Source organism: Jatrophihabitans sp., assembly GCF_036388195.1.
Lineage (GTDB): Bacteria > Actinomycetota > Actinomycetes > Mycobacteriales > Jatrophihabitantaceae > Jatrophihabitans_A.
Genome location: NZ_DASVSG010000034.1, coordinates 19,213 through 41,212 on the forward strand (window position 1 = coordinate 19,213; position 22,000 = coordinate 41,212).

Consider the following 22,000-nt stretch of genomic DNA (forward strand, 5'->3'; position numbering starts at 1 on the left):
TTACTGGGCGAGGCGGTGGAGAAGCTCGGCGTCCTCGCTGGCCGCGGCATCGAACAGGCCGTCAAGCACGGCCGCTCGACGGTCGGCTGCGATCCGGGCACGGATGGCGAGCACCGCCACCTCGTGCATCGACCTGTGCTCCCGGGCGGCCTGCTCCCGCAAGCCCTCGGTTTCTTCGGCGCTCAAGCGCACCACGAATGCCATATCAAAATGATATCGCGTAATCCCTCTGCGGTCAGGTGAGGACGGTCCGGCAGCCGAGCTTGGGGCTGGCCGTGCCGGGGCCGGCATTGGCGGCGTAGAGGCACACCGAATGCGTCCCGGCCGGCAGCGTGATCGTGATGTCGAAGCCCTGATTCGGGCCGGTCGTCCTGGCCTTGGCGACGTCCGGGCGCGGCACCGCCGACGTCCGGAACCACGCGACCGGCCGGCCGTCGTAGTACACGGCGATGGGCCGCGGCAGCGACCGGTTGTCCGGGTCGACCGCCCAGCCGCGCAGCCGCACCCGGTGGCCGGTCAGCGCCACCGCGCTGTCGTAGTGGCCGAACGGGTTGTGATTGGCCATCGGCGGGGGCACCGGGCCGCCGACGTCGGCGAAGTCCTGGGTGAGCCAGAGCTTGCCGGTGCGGGCGTCGATCAGCACGTCGATGCCCACGAACCGCACCGAGGTGGACAGGATGTTGCGCCGGTGCCCGTCGTTGGGCGCCACCTCGTTGTACATGGCCTTCTGCAGGCCCTCGGCACCGGCCGTGGTCTGCGCGGTGGTCCAGCCGACGTTCTCGGAAGCCGAGCGCCAAGGCACCCCGGCCTGGCTGATCCGGGTGCTGAACACGGCCTCACCGGGCAGCTGGTGGGACAGCAGGTTCGCCTGGGCCATCGTGATGTTGTGCAGCCGCGCGCCGCTGACCAGCGCCGGGCTGGAGGCCAGGGCGGGCAGGTGATGGGCGGCCCGCTCGGCGTTGAGCATCCGCAGCACTGCGGTGGCCGCGGCGGTCTCGGCGGTCGTCGCAGCCTCGGCGGCGCCGGGATGCACCACCAGGGCGGCGGCAGTTGCCAGGCTGGCCAGCGCGATCACCAGTCGAGGCCGGCGCGACGGGCGCGTGGCAGCCGCCACCTGCGAGGAGGGCATCGGTCTTCCCATCTGCAACCCGCCGGCGGGACGCAGGCGGCAATGGGTTACCTATCGGCAACTCGCCCCATGCCCTTAACGCGACGCCCGCTGCCTGCCCGCGTGAGGCCTGCCTGCGTCACGGCGGAACAAGCCGATGCTCAGCGGCTGGCGGCCTTCTTGTACTGGCGCACCGACAGCGGGACGAAGATGAGCAGCAGCAGCACGATCCAGCCCACGGTGTAGAGAACTGGATGCTGCAGCGACCAGTAGTCCGGCTTCGGGACAGTGGCGGGGGTGTTGCCGAACAGGTCCCGGGCTGCCTGGGTCACCGAGGACACCGGATTCCAATTGGCGACGAACTTCAGCGGCGCGGGGAAGTTGTTGGTGGGCACGAAGGTGTTGGCGATGAACGTCAAGGGAAAGATGACGACGAACGAGGCGTTGTTCACCACCTCGGGGCTCGGCACCAGCAGCCCCACCCAGGCCATGATCCAGGAGATCGCGTAGGCGAAGGCCAGTAACAGCAGGAAGCCACCGATGGCTTCGCCCACCGAGCTGCGGATCCGCCAGCCGATCAGCAGCCCGGTCAGCGACATCACCGTGATGATCAGGACATTGTTGGCCAGATCGCTGCCGGTGCGCCCGATCAGCACCGCCGAGCGCGACATCGGCAACGACCGGAACCGGTCGATGATGCCCTTCTTGATGTCATCGGCCATGCCGGCTCCGGTCAGGGTGGCGCCGAAGATCACTGTCTGGGCGAAGATGCCGGGGATCAGGAACTCTCGGTAATTGGTGCCCTGCACCTCGATCGCGCTGCCGAAGACGTAGGCGAACAGCAGGATGAACATGATCGGGGAGATGGTCGAGAAGACCAGGATGTCGGGAACCCGCTTGATCTTGATCAGGTTGCGCTTGGCCACGATGGCGCCGTCGGCGATCGGTTTCAGCATGGTCATCGGGCGCTCGCTTCCTGCTTCAGGCCTGCGACGGGGGCATCGGCGTCGTCCTCGGAGGGATGGCCGGTCAGGGTCAGGAACACGTCGTCCAGGGTGGGACGGCGCAGCGCCACGTCGAGCAGCGAGATGTCGGCGGCGTCCAGCCGCCGCAATGCCTCCATCAGCAGGCTGGCGCCACCGGTCACCGGTGCGACGATCCGGCGGCTGTGCTCGGAGATCTCGACCGGAGCGCCGGCGAGCTCGGTCATGATCGCACGCGCCGCGGGCAGGTCGTCCGCGCGCACCAGCACGATCTCGACCCGCTCGCCACCGACCTGGTTCTTGAGGCTGTCTGCGGTGCCCTCGGCGATGGCCCGGCCGTGGTCGATCACCAGGATGTTGTCGGCGAGCCGGTCGGCCTCTTCCAGGTACTGGGTGGTGAGCAGCAGGGTGGTGCCGCCCTGGACCAGTTGGACGATCACCTCCCACATGTCGGTCCGGCTGCGCGGGTCGAGCCCGGTGGTCGGCTCGTCGAGGAAGAGCACCGGCGGACGGGCGACCAGGGCGCCGGCCAGGTCCAGCCGGCGCCGCATGCCTCCGGAGTAGGTCTTGACCGGCCGGTCGCCGGCCTCCTCGAGGTCGAACTGGGCCAGCAGCTCGCGGGCCCGCTGCTTGGACGGGGCACGGCCCAGCCCGTAGAGCCGGCCGACCATGTCCAGGTTCTCGAAGCCGGTCAGGTACTCGTCCACCGCGGCGTACTGACCGGACAGGCCCAGCTTGGACCGCACCAGGCCGGGATTCCTCGCGATGTCGATGCCCGCCACGCTGGCCGTGCCCGCGTCCGGTTCGAGCAGGGTGGTCAGGATCCGGACCGCCGTGGTCTTGCCCGCTCCGTTGGGCCCCAGCAGCCCCAGGATGGTGCCCTCGGGCACCGTCAGGTCCAAGCCGTCCAGCGCGCGGAGCTTGCCGTAGGTCTTGACCAGTCCACTGGCCGTGATGACGTCACCCATCGGATGTCACGGGGGGCTGTTCGGTCATGTCGTCGGTCCTCACGGTGTGCGTCGGTAGGGAAGTGTTCAAGCTAGGGCACGGCTCCGACAACCCATTTTCGCCGCGCCGCCCCCGAGCGGGGGATGGGCACTCCGTCGCAGTCCACAGGCGGCCCGTCGCCCGCGCAGGCTCACACGCTCACGACCCGGGCGCGAACGCGAACGTCTCCAGCAGGTGCTCCGCGCGCCGCATCGACTCGGCGGGGTCGGCGTCCGGCGAGCCGATCTCGGGATCGAAGTTCAGGTCGAGGAACAGCTCGGTCACCCCCACCGCGGCCAACTGCTCGAAGTCCCCCCGGAGCTGGCCGGCATCGCCCTGCAACGGCCGCCGGTCAGCCCCGGCCGGTTCGTCGGTGAGCCTCGGCACGCCGCGGATGATGAACCGCAGCCGGTCCGGGTCCCGGCCGGCATCCCGGGCAGCGGCGCGCATCAGCTCCAGGTCGTCGCCGACGGTCCGCAGGTCGTGCCGGCTGCTGCTGATCCAGCCGTCGGCGAGCCGGCCGACCCGGCGCAGCGCGCGCTCGGCGGTGCCACCCAGCAGCAGCGGCGGGTGCGGCCGCTGGACCGGCTTGGGATCCACCCGGGCGGACGGCATCCGGTAGAACTGCCCGTCGAAGCTGACCACGTCCTCGGTCCAGATGGCCTTGAGGCAGGCGATGAACTCCTCGGTCCGAGCCCCGCGGCGCGCGGAGTCCACTCCGACCGCGGCGAACTCCTCCTCGGCCCAGCCCAGGCCCAGGCCGGCATCCAGCCGGCCTCCGGACAGCTCGTCCAGGGTGGACAGCTGCTTGGCCAGCACGATGGGGGAGTAGAACGGCGCGTTGACCACGGCGATCCCGAGCCGGGCCCGCTCGGTGACGGCGGCCACGTGCGCCAGCGTCACGATCGGGTCCTGCACCGCGTGGTACATCGGGCCCCAGTCGCCCTCGGCCGGATGCAACAGCCGCTGGAAGGTCCACAGCGACTCATATCCCAGCTCCTCGGCCCGGGTGGCGATCCGGACCAGGTTGGCAGGCCGCGCCCAGCTGCCCGAGACCGGCAGCCCGAACCCCAGCCGCAGCGGGCTCACCGGCCGTCCAGCCACTGGCCGCCGAAGTACATCAGCTCGTCGCGGAGCAGCTCGATCTGGATGCCGTCCGGATCACGGAAGTACAGCGACTCCTCGATGCCCTGGTCCGGGCCGCCGTAGGCGATGCCCTCGACGTCCAGCCGGGCCCGCAGCTCGGCGTGCCGGCCCGGCTCCACCGAGATCGCGATGTGCTGCACCGTGCCCAGCGCTTCCTTGCCGGGCTCCAGGCCCAGGCCGGGGAAGTCGAAGAAGCCCAGCAGGGTCGAGTTGCCGAGGTCGAAGAAGAAGTGCGACGAGCCGGGGTAGTCGCGGTTCTCGACCAGCTCGATCAGCGGAAAGCCCAGCAGGTCCTGGTAGAACCGGATGGTCGCCTCGGGGTCGCTGCAGATCAGCGCCGCGTGGTGGATGCCGCGGCCGCTGGTGGCCGGCCGGCTGCCGGGCGGACGCAGGTACCGCTGGCGCAACTCGTCCCGGCGCTCGGCCAGCCGCGCCTGCTCGGCCTCGTCCGGCTGCTCGGACGGGGGAGTCATCAGCTCAGCCGTTCCTTGAGGAACGCCACGGTGCGCTCCCAGGCCAGCCTGGCGCTGTCCGGGTCATAGGTGCCGAGCAGGTTCTCGTCGTTGTGGAAGGCGTGCCCGGCCGGGTAGAAGAAGAACTCGACATCGGCGCCGGACTCCTCGCGGATCTGCTGCTCCAGCTCGCGGGCGGTCGAGGCCGCATACATCTGGTCCTGCTCGCCGTAATGGCCCTGCACCGCCGCCCGCAGGCCGGAGTAGTCGGTGGGCACCCCGGAGCCGACCCCGTAGAACGGCGCCGCGGCGCCGATCCGGTCGCCCTGCTGGGCGGCCAGCATCAGCACGAAGCCGCCGCCCATGCAGAACCCGACGGCGCCGACCTTGCCGGAGGTGACCGCCTCGTGCCCGAGCAGGAAGTCGACCGCCCCGGACAGGTCCTGCGCGGCCTTGGCCACCGGCAGCTGCGACATCAGCTCGCCGGCCTCGTCCGAGTCGTGGGTGGTCCGGCCGCCGAACAGGTCCGGCGCCAGCGCCACGAAGCCCTCGGCCGCGAGCCGATCGGCCACGCCGACGATGTGGTCGGTCAGCCCCCACCATTCCTGGATCACGATCACCCCGGCCCCGCTGCCGCTGGGCGGCAACGCCAGGTAGCCGTACGCCTGGCCGCCGTTGCTGGCGAAGGTGGTGTTCTGGGCGCTGCTCTCCTCGCTCACGCGGGGCCTCGCTCTCGGATCGGACGGTCGGGTCGGACGGTCGGGTGGAAAACCTGCCTCGAACCTAGGTCCTGCTCCGGATCTCCGGCAACCCGTGATCCCCGCCGCTGATAGGGCGCGATTCTCCCCCGTCCGGGCTGGCTCAGCCGCGCCGGTAGGACAGCACCGCGACCCGGCCGGCCTCACCGGAGGCCCAGCATGCGCCGCTGCGCGCGCAGCTGATCGTGTCGAAGCTCCCGGTGTCGAACTGGCGCCAGCTGCGGCCGCCGTCGTAGCTGATGTCGCTGCCGGAGATGCCGACCGCGATCGCGGTGGGACGGGGGCGGTGCGGCAGCCAGGCGACTCCGGAGCGGTAGCCCCTCGGCGCGTCCGACACCAGCTGCCAGCTGTCGCCACCGGTGCGGGTGCGGGCCAGCGCCTTGGTCGCGCTGGTCGGGGTGGTGAAGTCACCGCCGGTGGCCAGGCCGTGCCAGCGGTCGCGGAAGGCCAGCGCGAAGACGCCGGCGGTCGGGCCGCTGCCCATGCCGGTGGTGGTCACCGTCCAGCTGAGTCCCCGGTCGCGGGAGTGGAACACCCGGGCCTGGCCCTGGCCGCCGGTGCCGAACCAGGCATCGCGGCCCAGCGTGGTGATGCACTGACCGCCGGCGGCGAAGGCTGCCTCGCCGGGCAGCGCGGCCGGCATCGCGGCATTCGAGCGCACCCACCAGCTGCGGCCGCCGTCGTTGGTCGCCAGGATCCGGAACTTGCCGCCGACCGGATCGCTCAGCACCAAGCCGTGCTTGCGGTCGGAGAACGACATGCAGTCGAAGAAGGCCTCCGGGTTGGTGTTCTGGTAGGCGACCCGCCAGTGCCGGCCGCCGTCGCTGGTGACATAGAGCGCCGAGTCGGTTCCGGCGCCGGCCGCCATCGCGACCGCATGCCTGGTGTCGAAGGCATGGATGTCGCGGAACTGGAGCGCGCCGGCCCCGGCCGGCGAGACGTCGCGCCAGTGCCGGCCGCCGTCGACCGTCCTGAGGATCGTGCCGTCGTAGCCGCCGACCCAGGCGACCCGGGCGCTCACCGCGGACAGGCCCCGGAAGTGCGAGGTGCTGCCGGTGTCGACCAGTCGCCAGGCCGGGCTCGCGCCGGGTTTGGAATGCCCGGCGGCAACCGGATGGGCAGCGGCAGGGGTGGCGAGGGCGGGCCCCGCCAGCGCCAGCGCGGCGGTCGTCACGACGAGGGCTCGGATGATCGGCTTCATGCGCCGCGACGTTACTCAGAGCCCGGTTCGCAGTGGATGAAGTCCAGCGCCGGTTCTTCGATGCCCGTCCTAGCGAGGTTGGCAGGGGTTCGCGATGTCGTGGCATCGTGGAGCCATGAGCGTGCAGGCAATCTGGAACGGAACGGTCATCGCCGAGAGCGACGACACCGTGGTGGTCGAGAACAATCACTACTTCCCGCTGGAGTCGGTCCGGCAGGACGTGCTCCGGCCGTCGCGGTACGAGACGGTCTGTCCGTGGAAGGGCACCGCGTCCTACTACTCCCTCGAGGTGGAGGGCAAGCTCAACCAGGACGCCGCCTGGTACTACTCCGAGCCCAAGGAGGCCGCGGCCCAGATCCGGGACCGGGTGGCCTTCTGGCGTGGCGTCGAGGTACGCGGGAGCTGAGCCGTGGCGGGCATCCCGCCCGGTTTGCCGCATGGCGGCTGGTTCCGGCATGGCTGAAGTGGGAGGGTGAGGTGTCCGCTTGCTGCTGACCTACGAAAGGCTGGCTCGCCATGCCTATCCATGAGGGCTCGTGGCCCGATGGCATGCCCTGCTGGGTGGATGTGTCCGTCCCGGACCTCGACGCCGCCCGGCTGTTCTACGAGGGCCTGTTCGGCTGGGAGATGCAGGGAGGCGAGCCGGAATACGGCGGCTACCTCAACTGCGCCAAGAACGGCCGGCTCGCCGCCGGGATCAGCCCGAAGATGATGCCCGACGCGCCGACGGCGTGGCTGGTCCACTTCGCAACCTCCGATGTCGACGCCGCCGCCGAGCGGGTCAGCGGTAACGGCGGCCAGGTCGTCATGGGGCCGATGGAGGTGATGGACCTGGGCAGGCTCGCGGTCTGCGCCGATCCCAGTGGCGCCAGGTTCGGGCTGTGGCAGCCGGGCCGCCACACCGGTGTCGGCGTCGTGAACGAGCCTGCCGCGCTGATCTGGACCGAGCAGCTGAGCCGGTCGTCGGAGCCGATCCGGGCCTTCTACAGCGCGGTGTTCGGCTGGGAGTTCCATGACGTGTCCAGCGAAGGCTTCCGCTATGCCACCTTCTTCCTCGGCGACGACCGCGACATCGGCGGGGTGGGCGAGTACCCCGACGACGACCTCGAGCTGCCCGCCCAATGGTGGACGTACCTCGCGGTGGACGACACCGACGACGCGGTCGATCGGGTGGTCAGGCTCGGCGGCAGCGTGATCCGGCCGCCGAGTGACTCCCCGTACGGTCGGACCGCGATCGTGGCTGACGACCAGGGGGCCTCCTTCTCGCTGATGGCCGCGCCGCCTGAGGGCTATGGTGAGTGACCTCGCGCCGGAGGTCGGGCCGTCCCGGCTGAACTGGCGCAGCACAGCCGGTGGCGGGCACCTGCTCGCGCCGCCGGTCAGCGCGTTCCTGGCCGGCTGGCCCAGCGCCGGGCTGGTCTCGGTGGCAGAGATCGATCCGGAGCTGGCTGACACGGCCGCGTTCTGCGAGTTCTACGGGGTGCCTGCGGAGGCGTCGGCCAACTGCGTCGTGGTCACCGGCAAGCGGGCCGGTGAGGTCAAGTACGCGGCCTGCATGGTGCTGGCCACCGACCGGGCCGACGTGAACGGCGCGGTGCGCCGGCTGCTGGACGTCCGCAAGGCGTCCTTCGCCCCGATGTCGGAGGCGGTGGAGCTGACCGGGATGGAGTACGGCGGCATCACCCCGATCGGGCTGCCGGCGGGCTGGCCGGTGCTGGTGTCTGCCGAGGTGGCCGCGGCCGGGCCGGTGGTGATCGGCAGCGGGTTGCGGCGGTCCAAGCTGCTGCTGGACGGCGCGCTGCTGGGCGACCTGCCGGGTGCTGAGGTGGTGGCCGAGCTGTCCCAGCGCTGAGCGGCCCTGGGGGTTTGCTTGCTCAGCGCGGGTCGTTCAGCGCTCGCCCAGCGCGGCCAGCAAGGCGTCGTGCAGCAGCCCGTTCGAGGCAGCGGCGTTGCCCTGTTGCACGCCGGCCACCCCGTTCAGCCCGGTGAACCGGCCACCGGCCTCGGTCACGATCGGGGCCAGGGCGGCCAGGTCCCACAGCGACAGCTCCGGCTCGGCGGCCAGGTCCACCGCGCCCTCGGCCACCAGCATGTAGGACCAGAAGTCACCGTAGGCCCGGGAGCGCCAGACCCCGTCGATCAGCTGCAGGAAGGCCTGCTGCCGGCCCTGCTCGGCCCAGCCGGACAGCGAGGCGTAGGACAGGCTGGCGTCGGCGAGCCGGCTGACCTGCGACACCCGCAGCCGCCGGGACGGCTGGCCGAACGAGCTGCAGAACGCGCCCTGCCCGCGGGCGGCCCACCAGCGCTGCCCGAGCGCCGGGGCGCTGACCACCCCGAGCACCGGGTCGTCGTCCACCAGCAGCGCCAGCAGCGTCGCCCAGACCGGCACCCCGCGGACGAAGTTCTTGGTGCCGTCGATCGGGTCGAGCACCCAGCGGCGCGGGCCGCTGCCGGACGTCCCGGACTCCTCGCCGCAGAACGCGTCCGCCGGCCGGTCGGCGGCCAGCCGCTGCCGGATCAGCTGCTCGACGGCCTGGTCGGCGTCGCTCACCGGGGTCAGGTCCGGCTTGCTGCTCACCACCAGGTCAGCGGCCCGGAAGCGTTCGGTGGTGACGGTGTCGGCAAGCCCTACCAGCCGCAGCGCCAGCTCCAGGTCGGCTGCCAACCCGGCGTCCGGGGGATATTCCGGGGTGCGGCTCACAACAAGCAGGCTATCGTCGCCGGGTGACCCAGGGCCAAGCCGCAGTGGACCGCGCGCAGTCGCTGGCCGACCCGGCCTCGTTCGATGAGATCGCCGATCCCGCCCTGCGGCGGGTGCTGCGCGCCTATCTGGTGCGCGGACGGCTGCCGGTGGTGCCGCGCGGCGCCAAGCGGAGCCTGCTGCTGGCGTACCTGGCGACCGCCTTCGAGCCGGGGGTGCGCTACCCGGAGCCGGAGGTCAATGAGATCGTCGGGGTGTGGAACCCGGACGTGGCGGCGTTGCGCCGGTACCTGGTGGACGAGGGGCTGCTGGCCCGGCAGGACAGCGTGTACTGGCGATGCGGGGGATGGGTATGACCGGCCCTTCTGAGCGCTCGGCGGTGGCGCCGTTCTACGTCATGCAGGTGTTCCAGGCCGCGGAGTCCCGGCGGCGGCTCGGGCTGCCGGTCTACAACCTGGCGATCGGCCAGCCGGGCACGCCGGCCCCGGCGCCGGTCCGGGAGGCGGCCCGGCAGGCGCTGGACGGGCACCGGATCGGCTACACCGACGCCCTCGGCCTGCCGCAGCTGCGGTTGGCGATCGCCGAGCACACCCGGGCCTGGTATGGCATCGAGGTGCCGGCGGCCAACGTGGTGGTCACCACCGGATCGTCCGGTGGCTTCCTGGCGGCGTTCCTGGCCGCCTTCGAGGCCGGTGATGTGGTGGCGATGCCCCGGCCCGGTTACCCGGCCTACCGCAACATCCTCTCCAGCCTGGGCTGTTCGGTGGCCGAGTTCGGCTGCGGCCCGGAGCACGGGTTCACGCCGACGCTGGCGATGCTGCAGCAGCTGGACCCGGTGCCCGCAGGGTTGATCCTAGGCTCGCCGGCCAACCCGACCGGGGCGATGGTGGCGCCGGACCGGCTCGCCGAGATCGCGGCCTGGTGCCGGGCGTCCGGCGTCCGGCTGATCTCCGACGAGATCTATCACGGCATCAGCTACGCCGGGCCGGGCGCCAGCGCCTGGCAGTTCGACCGGTCCTCGATCGTGGTGAACTCGTTCTCCAAGTACTACTCGATGACCGGCTGGCGGGTGGGTTGGCTGCTGGTGCCGGACGAGCTGCTGGACGCGGTGGACCGGCTGGTCGCCAACTACACGATCTGCCCGCCGACGCTGTCGCAGCTGGCGGCGGTGGCGGCCTTCCAGTCCCATCCCGAGCTCGAGGCCAACGTCGCGCGATATGCCGAGAACCGGGCGCTGCTGCTGCAGGCGCTGCCGGCGATCGGCCTGGACCGGCTGGCGCCGGCCGACGGGGCGTTCTACATCTACGCCGATGTGTCCGACCACACCGACAACTCGCTGGTCTGGGCGCGCAACGTGCTGGCCGAGACCGGGGTGGCGCTGGCGCCGGGACTGGACTTCGACACCGTCGACGGCCACCGGTTCGCCCGGCTGTCCTTCGCCGGCGACATCACCGAGATCGAGCAGGGCGTGACCATGCTGGGCAAGTACCTGCAGGCCGGCGGCTGACCGGCCGGGTCAGCGCAGAACCGCGGCCGTGCTGTGCTGGCCGATCGGCTGGCGCCCCCTCGCGCCGCGCAGCACCCGCAGCACGATGCCCGGCGCGAGCAGCCGGGTCGGCGGGTCCACCAGGTTGAGCACCCGCAGGAACGCCGCCCCCAGCACCGGATCGGCCACCGCCGCCACGTGCAGCCAGTGCACGTACGCGTTGACGAACCGGACCTTCGGCGAGCGCCGGCCGGCAACCTGCGGAAAGCGCAGATCGGTGCCGACCGCGATCGACCACGGCCCGTCGATGACCTTGGCGGCGCCGGCGAAGAAGCGCCGTGCGAGGTCATCGACCCCCGAGGCGAGCAGCCGGCGCAGCAGCAGCGCCTCCAACGCGGCGACCGTCATCCCCTGGCCGTAGATCGGGTTGAAGCTGCACAGCGCATCTGCCACCACCAGGTAGCCGGCCGGGAACCGGCGCAGCCGCTCGGGCAGCACGTCCCGGTCGAGCACCACCACCCGGGCATAGGAGTCGCTGAGCGCCCGGGCCGCGAGCAGCCCGCCGATGCTGGCGCCGATGACCACGGCGGTGCCGGCGGAGGACATGGACGCCCCGCTAGGGACTCCCGAGCCGCGGCACGTCTCTGATCGTGTTCGATGCGCCAGTTACTGGGCGAGCTCCATGAACTTGGCCAGGATGTCGGCGAGCTCGTCGGTCCCGGGCAGCACCTCACCGCTCAGCTGCGTCTCGACCCACATCAGGATCTCGTTGCGGTGCGCGGCGTTCTGGGCGCCCCCGCCCACGCCGCTGCGCTCGTCCAGCAGGTCGAAACCGAAGTTCGCGCCGAAGTCGATGGGGTCCTCTGCCAGCAGGGCGGCCGGCGCGGTCGGGTCCTCCTCGTCCATGTCGCCCTTGACCTCCTTCAGCCACTGCTCACGGCGGGCCGCGAGGAGTTCCCTGATCGAGCCCATCAGCTCGTTGAGCTTGGGCAGGGTGCCGGACTTCCCGGCCCGGCCGGCCACCGCCTTGTAGCTGTTGAAGATCAGCCGGAGCATCTCGTCGTAGACGCCGGCGATCGACACCTCCTCATAGCCCTTGGCCCGCAGCGCCCGGCCGTACTGCTCCACCGGGTCGGCGGCGAACCCGATCAGCTGGTTGTCGCCGCCCACGCCGGCGAACAGGTTGCCGAGGTTGAGGTAGAGCGCCTGGTAGATGTCCTGGACGATGCGCTCCGACGACCCCTTCGCGGTGACCTTCACCCCGAGCCGGGCAGCCATCGAGGCGTACCGGTCGCACAGCTCCTGCTCGATCTTCAGAGCCCGCTCGGTGTCGTCCAGCAGGTCGGCGTAGGCATCCTCGAAGAGCATCTTGGTGTCGTCGTAGTCATCGAGCAGCGCCTTCTTCAGGGTCGCGTTCCGCACGACGTGCCTGATGTTGTCGCCGCCCTGGAACTTCAGCAGCTCCTTGTACTCGACCGGCCAGGCCGGCCTGGACAGCGAGGTCAAGGTGCGCAGCTTGCCGAGGTCGGAGAGCCGCTCCTTGAACGCCACCAGGAACGCCGCCGGGCTGGCGTAGTCGACGTCGGACTTGCAGAACTCCTTCAGGAAGACATCACGGGTCCCGTACGTGCTGAACATGTTGTTCTTGGCGTACTCCCACAGCTCCTTGCCGGTCTTGCCGTACGGCTTGATGGCGGCGCCGGCCACCGTCATCCGGCGCAACGTAGGCACCGACGCGGCTTGCAGGCTGTCCCCGGCGGGTCGGCCGGCAGCCGGCGCGGTGGTCCGCCGCAGGGCCGTCATCACGGAGGCAGCGCTGGCCTCGGCGTCCCGTTCGGCCGGGTCATCGGCACGGCCGATCACCGGCGCGGCGCCGGGGGCGGCAGAGGTTCCGCGGGCGTGCTGGGCCACGTGGCTGAGCTCGTGCGCAAGCAGGTGCTGGCCCGCCGCTGAGCCCGGCGCGTAGCTGCCCTGGCTGAAGTAGATGTCGGCGCCATAGGTGAACGCCGTCGCCTGCACCGAACGGGTCAGGGTGTGGGCGTCGGCATCGGCATGGATCCGGACCGCGCTGAGGTCGGTGTCCAGCGCCGCGCCCATCGGCTCGGCGACCTCGGCCGGCAGCGCGCTGCCCCGGCCGGCCCGGCTGCGCAGCACCGACACGATGTCCTGGCTGACCGGGGCGCCACCCAGCGGGTCGGCGATCGGGGCGCCGGACCGGGCGAGCCCGGCGACCGGCGCGGGCCGGGCAGGCATGGCGGCGGCGTCGGCGAGCGCTTCCTCCTCGCGGCGGCCGGCTCGGTGGGCCGACTGCCGGACCCGGGAGGCCCGCTCTGCCATCGTCACTCCCTTCACTGGCTGAATTTGACGCCAGCTTAACCCGGTAAGGCGGTTTTCGGGCCCGATCAGCCGGCGCCACGGCGGAAATGTCAGCTGAGCGGGATGGCGCCGCCCAGGTCCTTGCGGCTGACCAGCAGCCGCCGGTAGGCGTCCAGCCGGGCCGGGGTGGCATGCCCGGCCGCAACCCAGGCGTCGAGCTTGCAGCCGTCGGTGGCTGTCAGGTGCTCGCAGCTCCCGGGGCAGGTGGCCGCGCCATCCTCCAGGTCCGGGAACGCCCACAGCACATCGTCGGCGCTGACATGGGCCAGGCCGAACGAGCGCACCCCGGGGGTGTCGATCACCCAGCCACGCAACGGTTCGGGCAGCGCCAGCGCGAACACCGAGGTGGAGGTATGCCGTCCCTTGCCGGCCTCGCTGACCACGCCGGTGCTGCGGGCCGCGCCCGGCACCAGCGCGTTCACCAGGGTGGACTTGCCGACCCCGGAATGCCCGACGAAGACGGTGACGTGGGAGTCCAGGACGGCCCTGATCGGCTCCAGATCGGCCCCGCGCGAGGTCACGATGGCGGGGATGTCGAGCTCGGCGTAGTTGGCGAGCACCTGTTCCGGGGAGGCCAGATCCGCCTTGGTCAGCAACAGGATCGGCTCCAGGCCGGCAGTCAGCGCGGCCACCACGCACCTGTCGATCAGGCCGTAGACCGGCGGCGGGTCGGCCAGCGCGGTGACGATCAGCAACTGGTCGGCGTTGGCCACGATGACCCGCTCGTACGGGTCGTTGTCATCGGCGGTGCGTCGCAGCACGGTCTCCCGCGGCTCGACCCGGACGATCCGGGCCAGGGTGTCGGGCGCCCCGGTCAGGTCGCCGACCACCCCCACCCGGTCGCCGACGACGATCGCGGTGCGGCCGAGCTCACGGGCCCGCATCGCGGTCAGCAACACCTCGCTGCTGCCCTCCAGCAGCACCGTGAACCTGCCCCGGTCGACGGTGACCACCATCCCGGTCGCGGCGTCGGAGTGTGCCGGCCGCTGCTTGGTACGGGCCCGGCTGCCGTGGCGGGTGGGCCGGTTGCGGACGTCGTCCTCGTCCAGCCGCCTGGTGTCGCGCTGCGCCATCCAGGCCGCTTATCCCACAGTCCGGACAGGCTCGGACGGCGCAGCGGACCCAGGCGGCGCGAGCAGCTGCTGCCACATGCCGGGGAAGTCTGCCAGGGTCTTGGTGGTGCACCCGATGTCGTCGATCTCGACGCCGGGCACCGCCAGCCCGAGCACCGCGCCGGCCTGCGCCATCCGGTGGTCGGCGTAGCTGCGCCAGCGGCCGCCGTGCAGGGCCGCCGGTCGCAGCACCAGGCCGTCCGCGGTCTCGGTGACGTCGCCGCCCAGCCCGGTCAGCTCGGCGGCCAGCGCGGCCAGCCGGTCGGTCTCGTGGCCGCGGATGTGGGCCACCCCGGTGATCACCGACTCGCCGTCGGCCAGCGCGGCCAGCGCCACCAGCACCGGGGTCAGCTCGCTCACATCGTGCAGGTCGGCCACCAGCGGGCCGATCGGACCGGCGCCGGTGACCGTCAGGCCGGCTTCGTTGCAGATCACGGTGGCGCCCATCGAGGTGAGCAGGTCGGCCAGCAGGGCGCCGGGCTGGTTGGTGCTGAGCGGCCACAGCGGCGCCGTCACCGACCCACCGGTCACCAGGGCCGCCGCCAGGAACGGCGCGGCGTTGGACAGGTCCGGCTCGATGACCTGGTCGGAGGCCTGCAGCGTGCCGGGGTGGATCCGCCACCGGTTGGCGCCGCCGGTGTCGACGCTGGCGCCGGCCGCCCGCAGCGCGGCCACGGTCATCTCGATGTGCGGCAGCGACGGCAGGCTGGCGCCGACATGGATGAGGTCGAGGCCCTTGTCGAACCGCGGCCCGGCCAGCAGCAGCGCCGAGACGAACTGGGAGGATGCGGCGGCGTCGATCCGCACCCGGCCACCGGGCAGCGAACCGGTGCCGTGCACGGTGAACGGCAGCGCGCCCCGGCCCTGGTCGGAGATCAGCGCGCCGGCCTGGCGCAGCCCGTCCAGCAGGGTGCTCATCGGACGGGTCCGGGCCGGCGGGTCGCCGTCGAAGTCGCTGTCGCCGGTCGCCAGCGCAGCCAGCGGCGGCACGAACCGCATGACGGTGCCGGCCAGCCCGCACTCCACCGGGCCGCCGGTCAGCTCACCGGGCTCGACCACCCAGTCCGCGCCGTCGTCGCGCACGCCGATGCCGAGGCTGCGCAGCGCCCCTGCCATCAGCAGGGTGTCGCGGGCGCGCAGCGGAGCGCTGATCCGGGTCGGAGCCGCCGACAGGGCGGCCAGCACCAGCGCCCGGTTGGTCAGCGACTTCGAGCCGGGCAGCGCGACGGTGGCCGATACCGGTCCCTGGGCCACCGGCGCCGTCCAGGGACGTCCGGTCGCCCCGGGGTCGGTAGAGGAGCTCATGCTCGCCGGCCGCACACTCGCACGGCGATGTCAGTCCTGACCGGCCTCTCGACGGCTGCCTGCCCGGGTGCGCAGCGGGTCCGGCGCGGCCTCCTGCGGAAAGCGCCTCAGGAACTCCTCCTCCATCGCGAGCATCCGCTTGGTGTGGTTCTCCAGGGCGTCCTCGCTGCCGCCCAGCAAGGTGTCGTGCCGGGTGTCGTGCAGATGCTTGAGCTCGCGTCGAAGGTCGTCGTCCGCGAGCGCGGCCGGCTCGATACCGTGCGGGTGCTCTGCCATTCACAAGCTCCTTAACTTCGAGTGCTGGCCTGCCGGCTGCTTGGCGCCAGTCCTGCCGCGCAGGCTGGTCGCCGCGCGCCGCTGCCGATTATGCGCAGTGCTGCAGATTATGCCTGTGCGGCTCGGCCGCCGTTACAGCTGCAGGCGTTCCTGCTCCGGCATGGCCACCGGCTCGATCAACTCCGGCCCGTCATTGCGGACGTTGCCCACCGCCGGCGACACGACATAGGGCTCCAGCCGCGCCTCCGGGATCTGGTCGAGGATCTTGCGCGCCGTCTCCGGGTCGTCGCTGGAGCAGTCCAGCCAGGCCGCCCGCAGCTCGGGCGGCACGAACACCGGGTTGCGGTCGTGGATCTCGCCGAGCAGGTCGGGGGCCTGCTGGGTGATGACCGTGCACGACCACAGCCACCGGTTCGGGTCGTCGTCTGCCAGCGTCGGATCACGCCACAGCTCGTACAGCCCGGCCATCGCCAGCAGCCGGCCGTCCGGGTCGTGCAGGAAGTACGGAACCTTGCCGTTCTCGGTCTTCTGCCACTCGTAGTAGCCGGCGGCCGGCAGCAGGCACCGGCGGCGGGCGGCGGCCTTCTTGAACGCCGGCTTCTCGGTGACCGTCTCGATCCGGGCGTTGATCATCCGGGCGCCGCCCTTGGCGTCCTTGGACCAGCTGGGCACCAGTCCCCAGCGCAGCGGCCGCAGCTGCCGAACCGGCTCGGGCGGCGTGGCCTGCTCGGAGGCTTCCTTCGGCGGACGTTCCAGGATCGCCCGCACCGCATTGGTCGGGGCGACGTTCCAGGACGGCGCCGGTTGCTCACCGACCACCTCCTCGACGTCGAACTCGGAGAGGAGATCGGCTGTGGAGGCTGAGCTGACATAGCGACCGCACATGCAGACAATTGTGCCGTACCCGGGGCGGCTCAGCTCGGATGCGACAGGATGGCGGTCCGGAACCCGAGCATGTCAGATATGGAGAGCCGATGCCGCGGTTGACGATCGCGACCCCGGTCGGCCCGGCGGCCGTCGAGCTGGAGACGGCAGCAGGGGCCCGGCGGCTGCTGGTGATCGGCCACGGCGCCGGCGGCTCGATCGAGGCGCCGGACCTGCTCGCCGTCCGCACCGCGTGCCTGGCGGCCGGGATCAGCGTCGCCCGGGTGATCCAGCCGTACCGGGTCGCGGGCAAGAAGGCGGTCCCGCCGATCGGGACGCTGGATCAGGCATGGCGGGCGGTGATCGCCTCGCTGGGCAGGCGCAAGGCCACCGCCGGGCTCGACTTCGTCTACGGCGGCCGGTCCTCCGGCGCCCGGGTGGCCTGCCGGGCGGCCGCGGACGAGACCACCAGACCGCGCGCGGTGGCGGTGGTGGCGCTGGCGTTCCCGGTGCACCCGCCGGGACGCCCGGAGAAGTCCCGGCTGCCCGAGCTGGCCGGGGCGCCGGTTCCGGCGCTGGTGGTGCAGGGCGTCAACGACCCGTTCGGGATGCCCGAGCCCGCCCCGGGCCGGCAGGTCGTGCAGGTGCCCGGCGATCACGGGCTCAAGCGCGACACCGCCCGGATCGGTGAGCTGGTCGCAGGCTGGATCGACGCCCTTGACGACCAGCCCGCGTGACAACCCGACGGACAGCCGCGTACCGACCCGACGGACAGCCGGCGTGACAACCTGATCGCGGCAGTGCCAGAGTCGGGATATGACCGACGACACCGCAGGCATCACCGAATTCCTCGCTGCCCGGGACCTGCTGCTGAACACCCGCGGCGACTATGCCGGCGCCTACCGGCAGTTCCGCTGGCCGCGTCCGGAGCGGTTCAATTGGGCGCTGGACTACTTCGACGGGGTGCTAGCGGCAGAGCGCGGCGGCCAGGACGCGCTGCGGCTGATCGAGGACGACGGCAGCGAGGGCCGTTACACCTTCGAGCAGCTGTCGGACAGCTCCTCGCGGCTGGCGGGCTGGCTGGCCGCCAACGGGGTCAGCCGGGGCATGCGGGTGTTGCTGGTGCTGGGCAACCAGGTGGAGCTGTGGGAATCGATGCTGGCCTGCATGAAGTTGGGCGCGGTGATCATCCCGGCCACCACGCTGCTGTCCCCGGCGGACCTGGCCGACCGGCTGCAGCGTGGCGCCGTCGGGGCGGTGATCAGCCGCTCGGACCTGACCGCCGGTTTCGGAGAGCCCAACGGCTACCTCGCGATCGCGGTCGGCGAGCCGGCGCCGGGATGGCTGAGCTACACCGAGGCCGCCGGCTTCGACCAGCCCTACCAGCCCGATGCGCCGACCGCGGGCTCGGACCCGCTGCTGCTCTACTTCACCTCCGGCACCACCGCCCAGCCCAAGCTGGTGGAGCACACCCACCTCAGCTATCCGGTCGGGCACCTGTCGACGATGTACTGGATCGGGCTGCGTCCGGGCGACGTGCACCTCAACGTCTCCTCGCCGGGCTGGGCCAAGCACGCCTGGTCCTGTTTCTTCGCGCCGTGGAACGCCGGAGCGACCGTGGTGCTGTTCAACTACGCCCGCTTCGACGCCGCTCGGATGCTGGACGTCCTCGCCGGCGCCGGCGTGACCACGTTCTGCGCGCCGCCGACGGTGTGGCGGATGCTGGTGCAGCAGGACCTGACCAGGTGGCAGCTGCCGCTGCGGGAGGTGGTCGGGGCCGGCGAGCCGTTGAACCCCGAGGTGATCGAGCGGGTCCAACGCGCCTGGTCGCTGACGATCAGGGACGGCTTCGGCCAGACCGAGACCACCGCCCAGATCGGCAACCCGCCCGGCGAGCCGGTCAAGCCGGGGTCGATGGGCCGGCCGCTGCCCGGGTACCGGGTGGTGCTGGCCGATCCGGTCACCGGCCGGCCCGTCCAACCCGACGTGGCCAACACAGCTGAGGGAGCATCGCTCGCTGAGGGTGAGATCTGCCTAGACCTGTCCGAGCGGCCGGTGGGGCTGATGGTGGGCTACCGGGACGACGCCGAACGCAACGACGTGGCGATGGCGCACGGGCTCTATCACACCGGCGATGTCGCCACGATCGACGACGAGGGCTACATCACCTACGTCGGGCGCACCGATGATGTGTTCAAGTCCAGCGACTACCGGATCAGCCCGTTCGAGCTGGAGAGCGTCCTGATCGAGCATCCGGCGGTCGCCGAGGCCGCGGTGGTGCCCGCGCCCGATGAGATCCGGCTGTCGGTGCCCAAGGCCTATGTCGTGCTGGCCGAGGGCCACTCGCCGTCGCCCGAGCTGGCCGGGGAGATCCTCGGCTTCTGCCGCGAGCACCTGGCGCCCTACAAGCGGGTCCGCCGGCTGGAGTTCGCCGAGCTGCCCAAGACGATCAGCGGCAAGATCCGGCGTGTCGACCTGCGCCAGGCCGAGACCGGCCGGGCCGGGGAGCGGCCAGTGGGGGAGTACCGCGAGGAGGACTTCAGGCCGTAGCGATCGGCTTCAGGGGGTGGCAATCGGCGCGGTGTCGGCGCCGGTGAGCCGGAGCAGGTCGGCGGGGGCGAGCTCCACCTGCAGGCCGCGCTTGCCGGCCGAGACGAACACGGTCTCGAAGCCGGTCGCGGAGGAATCCACCACCACCGGGATCGCGCTCTTGTGCCCGAGCGGGCTGATCCCGCCGAGGACGTAGCCGGTGGCCCGCTGTGCCTTGGCGGGGTCGGCCAGATCCGCTCGCCGCCCACCGGCCGCGCCGGCCAGGGCCTTGAGGTTCAGCCGGCTGGCCACCGGAACCACCGCACAGACCAGCCGGTTGTCCACCGCGGCGATCAGGGTCTTGAAGATCCGGCGCGGGTCGACGCCGAGCAGCGCCGCGGCCTCCTCGCCGTAGGAGCCGGCCCGGCTGTCATGGGCGTACGGGTGCAGGGTGTAGCTGACGTGGGCGCGGTCCAGCGCGACGGTCGCCGGGGTTCCACCGCTCATGACCGGCGATCCTGCCAGCCGCGGCCGGCGCCAGAATGAAGGGCATGCGCGAGGTGCACACGTCCAAGGGCTCCGGCGAGCCGATCCGGCTGGGGCAGTTCCTGAAGCTGGCCGACGCGGTCGAGCTGGGCTCGGACGTGAAGCTGCTGCTCGATGCCGGCAGCGTCGAGGTCAACGGAGTGGTGGAGACCCGCCGCGGCCGGCAGCTGGCCCCTGGCGACGTGGTGAGCGTGCGCGGTGAGCAACTGGTCGTGCACTGACAGTTGGCTGTTGCTCCAACGTGCCGCATCACTGATAATGTCCATGTAAAGAAAGGCCATCTGCCTTTCGAAATAGGCCGGTTCGAGTCGGGCTCGGCCACGGGGGATCGGATCCGAGTTGGCTCACAGTATCGGCCTGCCTTACTCCGGCGGCCTTGCGCGCGGCTGGGGACACCGCGCTCCGTACCTGCTCAGCGGCGCCATCCTGGGGGCCATCGCGCTGGGTGTGCTCCCCATGACGCCGACGCTGCTGACGATGCTCACCGCGCTGATGCTGCTGGTGTTCGTGATCGTCACCTGGCTGTTCATGCGCCAGCACGACCGGCGGCTGTGCGAGAGCTGCGCGGCCTCGATGCCGCTGAATGCCGCCGAGCACGCCGCCCGGTTCACCCGTCGGTTCCGGCTGGCCCATGCCGGCAGCAATCCCCGAGTGATGGTTCCGTACCTGATCGTCCTGATCGGATCGAACTTCCTGACCGGGACGGTCGGCCGGATCGGCTGGGCGCTGGTGCAGTCCACGATGATCTACCTGATCCTGGCGCACTGCAGCCACCGCAAGCTGCAGCCCTGGTGCCCGCAGTGCTCCGGCGGCGGCAGCGGCAACCGCGACAGCGTGGATGAACCCGACTCACCGCGTGGGGACCGGCTGCTGATCTGAGCCCGGTGGGTGCATGCGGGGAATGGATCGGGCACGGGGGCGTGTTGCAGACCTCGAACGCCGTAGGTCCTCCCCGGCCACGAATGCCCGCCCCTGGAGCAAGCCATGCTCGTATTGGATCGCCTGTCACCGCCGGGCGGGCAATTGATGACCATTCGCCGCGCCTCCTTCGCCGCACCCGTAAGCTCACAGGTGCCGGACCCGATCGTCGGTCCGGCAGCTCCGGCGAAGGGAACTGTGGTGGCTGAGGAGACAGTCGAGGAGCGTCGAGCTCGGTTCGAGCGTGACGCCCTGCCGTTCCTCGACCAGCTGTATGCCGCCGCGATGCGGATGACCCGCAATCCGGCTGACGCCGAGGACCTGGTCCAGGAGACGTTCGTCAAGGCGTTCGCGGCCTTCCACCAGTTCTCCGAAGGCACCAACCTGAAGGCGTGGCTGTACCGGATCCTGACCAACTCCTTCATCAACAGCTACCGCAAGAAGCAGCGGCAGCCGCAGCAGTCCAACTCCGACACCATCGAGGACTGGCAGCTGCACGCGGCCGAGTCGCACACCTCCAGCGGGCTCCGCTCGGCGGAGATGGAAGCCCTGGACCACCTGCCCGACTCCGACGTCAAGGACGCCTTGCAGTCCTTGCCCGAGGAGTTCCGGCTCGCGGTGTACCTCGCCGATGTCGAGGGCTTCGCCTACAAGGAGATCGCAGAGATCATGGATACCCCCATCGGCACCGTGATGTCCCGGTTGCACCGGGGCCGCAAGCAGCTTCAACTGCTGCTGGCCGACTATGCGCGTGACCGCGGGCTGGTCAAGGCAGCCACTACGACGGCCCCGAGCGCCGAAGGAGAACTCGCATGACCGGCTTCGGCCCGGGCGGCATGGACTGTGAAGAAGTCCTCGCCGACGTCTATCTCTACCTCGACGACGAGACCGACGGGGCTGTCCGCCAGCGGATCCGCACCCATCTCGACGGGTGCGCCCCGTGCCTGCGCCAGTACGGCCTCGAGCAGGATGTGAAGGTGCTGGTGGCCCGCAGCTGCGGTGGGGATGTCGCGCCGAGCAGCCTGAAGTCCCGGATCCGGCTCCGGCTGCAGCAAGCGGCCATCGAAGCGAGCCACCTGGAATACCGCGCCGAATAACGGCCGCGCCGAATGACCGGGGCGCCGGATGACGGCGGCGCCGAAGCAACGCCACGCTAAGCAATCCGCATGACGCCGAGCAGCCGCATACGCCCAAGCAGTCGCCTGACGCCGGCTAATCGCCTCACAACGCCGAACGCCTGACTCCCGGGAGC

The 22,000-nt window shown here is 71.3% G+C and carries 26 protein-coding genes and 1 pseudogene; 11 read left to right on the forward strand and 16 right to left on the reverse strand.

All coding sequences use genetic code 11. The features are described from left to right. The 8 genes from VF612_RS02920 to VF612_RS02955 form a co-directional block, all read right to left on the reverse strand. Complete coding sequence (locus tag VF612_RS02920; RefSeq protein ID WP_408658344.1) at positions 1–204, reverse strand: hypothetical protein; 204 nt, start codon at positions 202–204, stop codon at positions 1–3. Positions 205–235: 31 nt separating this feature from the next. Next, positions 236–1,129, reverse strand: a complete 894-nt coding sequence (locus VF612_RS02925; protein ID WP_408658345.1) for a CAP domain-containing protein — start codon at positions 1,127–1,129, stop codon at positions 236–238. Between the two features lie 140 nt (positions 1,130–1,269). Then, the gene (locus VF612_RS02930) at positions 1,270–2,070 is read right to left on the reverse strand and encodes an ABC transporter permease (protein WP_408658346.1); all 801 of its coding nucleotides are present in this window, start codon (positions 2,068–2,070) and stop codon (positions 1,270–1,272) included. Beyond that, positions 2,067–3,059 carry an ATP-binding cassette domain-containing protein gene (locus VF612_RS02935; protein ID WP_408658347.1) on the reverse strand — a complete coding sequence of 331 codons (993 nt, stop codon included), beginning with the start codon at positions 3,057–3,059 and terminating at the stop codon, positions 2,067–2,069. The genes VF612_RS02930 and VF612_RS02935 overlap by 4 nt, the downstream gene beginning before the upstream one ends. A gap of 178 nt (positions 3,060–3,237) precedes the next feature. Continuing rightward, positions 3,238–4,167 carry a TIGR03619 family F420-dependent LLM class oxidoreductase gene (locus VF612_RS02940; RefSeq protein ID WP_408658348.1) on the reverse strand — a complete coding sequence of 310 codons (930 nt, stop codon included), beginning with the start codon at positions 4,165–4,167 and terminating at the stop codon, positions 3,238–3,240. Beyond that, positions 4,164–4,697 (reverse strand): VOC family protein, encoded by a 534-nt coding sequence (locus VF612_RS02945; RefSeq protein WP_408658349.1) that lies wholly within the window; start codon positions 4,695–4,697, stop codon positions 4,164–4,166. Before VF612_RS02945 ends, VF612_RS02940 begins: the two co-directional genes overlap by 4 nt. Further along, positions 4,697–5,395 carry a dienelactone hydrolase family protein gene (locus tag VF612_RS02950; RefSeq protein WP_408658350.1) on the reverse strand — a complete coding sequence of 233 codons (699 nt, stop codon included), beginning with the start codon at positions 5,393–5,395 and terminating at the stop codon, positions 4,697–4,699. Before VF612_RS02950 ends, VF612_RS02945 begins: the two co-directional genes overlap by 1 nt. 142 nt (positions 5,396–5,537) lie before the next feature. After that, positions 5,538–6,635, reverse strand: coding sequence for a WD40/YVTN/BNR-like repeat-containing protein (locus tag VF612_RS02955; RefSeq protein WP_408658351.1), 1,098 nt, complete (start codon positions 6,633–6,635; stop codon positions 5,538–5,540). Positions 6,636–6,756: 121 nt separating this feature from the next. On the opposite strand from VF612_RS02955, the gene VF612_RS02960 reads away from it, so the two are divergent. From VF612_RS02960 to VF612_RS02970, 3 genes are all read left to right on the forward strand, one after another. Further along, positions 6,757–7,041 carry a DUF427 domain-containing protein gene (locus VF612_RS02960; protein ID WP_408658386.1) on the forward strand — a complete coding sequence of 95 codons (285 nt, stop codon included), beginning with the start codon at positions 6,757–6,759 and terminating at the stop codon, positions 7,039–7,041. Between the two features lie 110 nt (positions 7,042–7,151). After that, on the forward strand, positions 7,152–7,937 hold the full coding sequence (locus tag VF612_RS02965) for a VOC family protein (RefSeq protein WP_408658352.1): 786 nt from the start codon (positions 7,152–7,154) through the stop codon (positions 7,935–7,937). Further along, a complete protein-coding gene (locus tag VF612_RS02970; protein WP_408658353.1) occupies positions 7,927–8,487 on the forward strand; it encodes a YbaK/EbsC family protein in 561 nt (186 codons plus the stop codon). The genes VF612_RS02965 and VF612_RS02970 overlap by 11 nt, the downstream gene beginning before the upstream one ends. Positions 8,488–8,523: 36 nt before the next feature. Here the strand turns inward: VF612_RS02970 and hisN are convergent, their stop codons facing one another. Continuing rightward, positions 8,524–9,336, reverse strand: a complete 813-nt coding sequence (gene hisN / locus VF612_RS02975) for a histidinol-phosphatase (RefSeq protein WP_408658354.1) — start codon at positions 9,334–9,336, stop codon at positions 8,524–8,526. A 23-nt stretch (positions 9,337–9,359) separates the two neighbouring features. On the opposite strand from hisN, the gene VF612_RS02980 reads away from it, so the two are divergent. Both VF612_RS02980 and VF612_RS02985 read left to right on the forward strand, forming a co-directional pair. Further along, complete coding sequence (locus tag VF612_RS02980) at positions 9,360–9,692, forward strand: DUF2087 domain-containing protein (protein WP_408658355.1); 333 nt, start codon at positions 9,360–9,362, stop codon at positions 9,690–9,692. Next, entirely contained in the window at positions 9,689–10,843 is a 1,155-nt protein-coding gene (locus tag VF612_RS02985; protein ID WP_408658356.1) for an aminotransferase class I/II-fold pyridoxal phosphate-dependent enzyme, read from the forward strand. The genes VF612_RS02980 and VF612_RS02985 overlap by 4 nt, the downstream gene beginning before the upstream one ends. Positions 10,844–10,852: 9 nt before the next feature. Here the strand turns inward: VF612_RS02985 and VF612_RS02990 are convergent. The 6 genes and pseudogenes from VF612_RS02990 to VF612_RS03015 all read right to left on the reverse strand — a co-directional run. Beyond that, positions 10,853–11,311 (reverse strand): annotated as a pseudogene (locus VF612_RS02990) (squalene monooxygenase); the annotation flags it as partial. A gap of 177 nt (positions 11,312–11,488) precedes the next feature. Continuing rightward, on the reverse strand, positions 11,489–13,159 hold the full coding sequence (locus VF612_RS02995) for a DUF4157 domain-containing protein (protein WP_408658357.1): 1,671 nt from the start codon (positions 13,157–13,159) through the stop codon (positions 11,489–11,491). Positions 13,160–13,248: 89 nt separating this feature from the next. Beyond that, positions 13,249–14,271 (reverse strand): ribosome small subunit-dependent GTPase A, encoded by a 1,023-nt coding sequence (rsgA, locus tag VF612_RS03000; RefSeq protein ID WP_408658358.1) that lies wholly within the window; start codon positions 14,269–14,271, stop codon positions 13,249–13,251. 9 nt (positions 14,272–14,280) lie between these two features. Beyond that, the gene (gene aroA, locus VF612_RS03005; RefSeq protein ID WP_408658359.1) at positions 14,281–15,615 is read right to left on the reverse strand and encodes a 3-phosphoshikimate 1-carboxyvinyltransferase; all 1,335 of its coding nucleotides are present in this window, start codon (positions 15,613–15,615) and stop codon (positions 14,281–14,283) included. Positions 15,616–15,645: 30 nt separating this feature from the next. After that, positions 15,646–15,891, reverse strand: coding sequence for a DUF6158 family protein (locus tag VF612_RS03010; protein ID WP_408658360.1), 246 nt, complete (start codon positions 15,889–15,891; stop codon positions 15,646–15,648). A 132-nt stretch (positions 15,892–16,023) separates the two neighbouring features. Next, positions 16,024–16,776, reverse strand: coding sequence for an SOS response-associated peptidase (locus VF612_RS03015; protein ID WP_408658361.1), 753 nt, complete (start codon positions 16,774–16,776; stop codon positions 16,024–16,026). Between the two features lie 89 nt (positions 16,777–16,865). Here VF612_RS03015 and VF612_RS03020 point away from each other — a divergent pair, with 89 nt between their 5' ends. Both VF612_RS03020 and VF612_RS03025 read left to right on the forward strand, forming a co-directional pair. Next, the gene (locus VF612_RS03020; RefSeq protein ID WP_408658362.1) at positions 16,866–17,492 is read left to right on the forward strand and encodes an alpha/beta family hydrolase; all 627 of its coding nucleotides are present in this window, start codon (positions 16,866–16,868) and stop codon (positions 17,490–17,492) included. Positions 17,493–17,571: 79 nt separating this feature from the next. Continuing rightward, complete coding sequence (locus VF612_RS03025) at positions 17,572–19,305, forward strand: AMP-binding protein (RefSeq protein WP_408658363.1); 1,734 nt, start codon at positions 17,572–17,574, stop codon at positions 19,303–19,305. A 9-nt stretch (positions 19,306–19,314) separates the two neighbouring features. Here VF612_RS03025 and ybaK read toward each other — a convergent pair whose 3' ends face one another. After that, positions 19,315–19,791 carry a Cys-tRNA(Pro) deacylase gene (ybaK, locus tag VF612_RS03030; RefSeq protein ID WP_408658364.1) on the reverse strand — a complete coding sequence of 159 codons (477 nt, stop codon included), beginning with the start codon at positions 19,789–19,791 and terminating at the stop codon, positions 19,315–19,317. 44 nt (positions 19,792–19,835) lie between these two features. Here ybaK and VF612_RS03035 point away from each other — a divergent pair, with 44 nt between their 5' ends. From VF612_RS03035 to rsrA, 4 genes are all read left to right on the forward strand, one after another. Beyond that, complete coding sequence (locus VF612_RS03035; RefSeq protein ID WP_408658365.1) at positions 19,836–20,051, forward strand: RNA-binding S4 domain-containing protein; 216 nt, start codon at positions 19,836–19,838, stop codon at positions 20,049–20,051. Between the two features lie 118 nt (positions 20,052–20,169). After that, positions 20,170–20,709 carry a hypothetical protein gene (locus VF612_RS03040; RefSeq protein ID WP_408658366.1) on the forward strand — a complete coding sequence of 180 codons (540 nt, stop codon included), beginning with the start codon at positions 20,170–20,172 and terminating at the stop codon, positions 20,707–20,709. 240 nt (positions 20,710–20,949) lie between these two features. Beyond that, positions 20,950–21,564 carry a sigma-70 family RNA polymerase sigma factor gene (locus VF612_RS03045; RefSeq protein ID WP_408658367.1) on the forward strand — a complete coding sequence of 205 codons (615 nt, stop codon included), beginning with the start codon at positions 20,950–20,952 and terminating at the stop codon, positions 21,562–21,564. Next, positions 21,561–21,845 (forward strand): mycothiol system anti-sigma-R factor, encoded by a 285-nt coding sequence (gene rsrA, locus VF612_RS03050; RefSeq protein ID WP_408658368.1) that lies wholly within the window; start codon positions 21,561–21,563, stop codon positions 21,843–21,845. Before VF612_RS03045 ends, rsrA begins: the two co-directional genes overlap by 4 nt. Positions 21,846–22,000 lie beyond the last annotated feature (155 nt).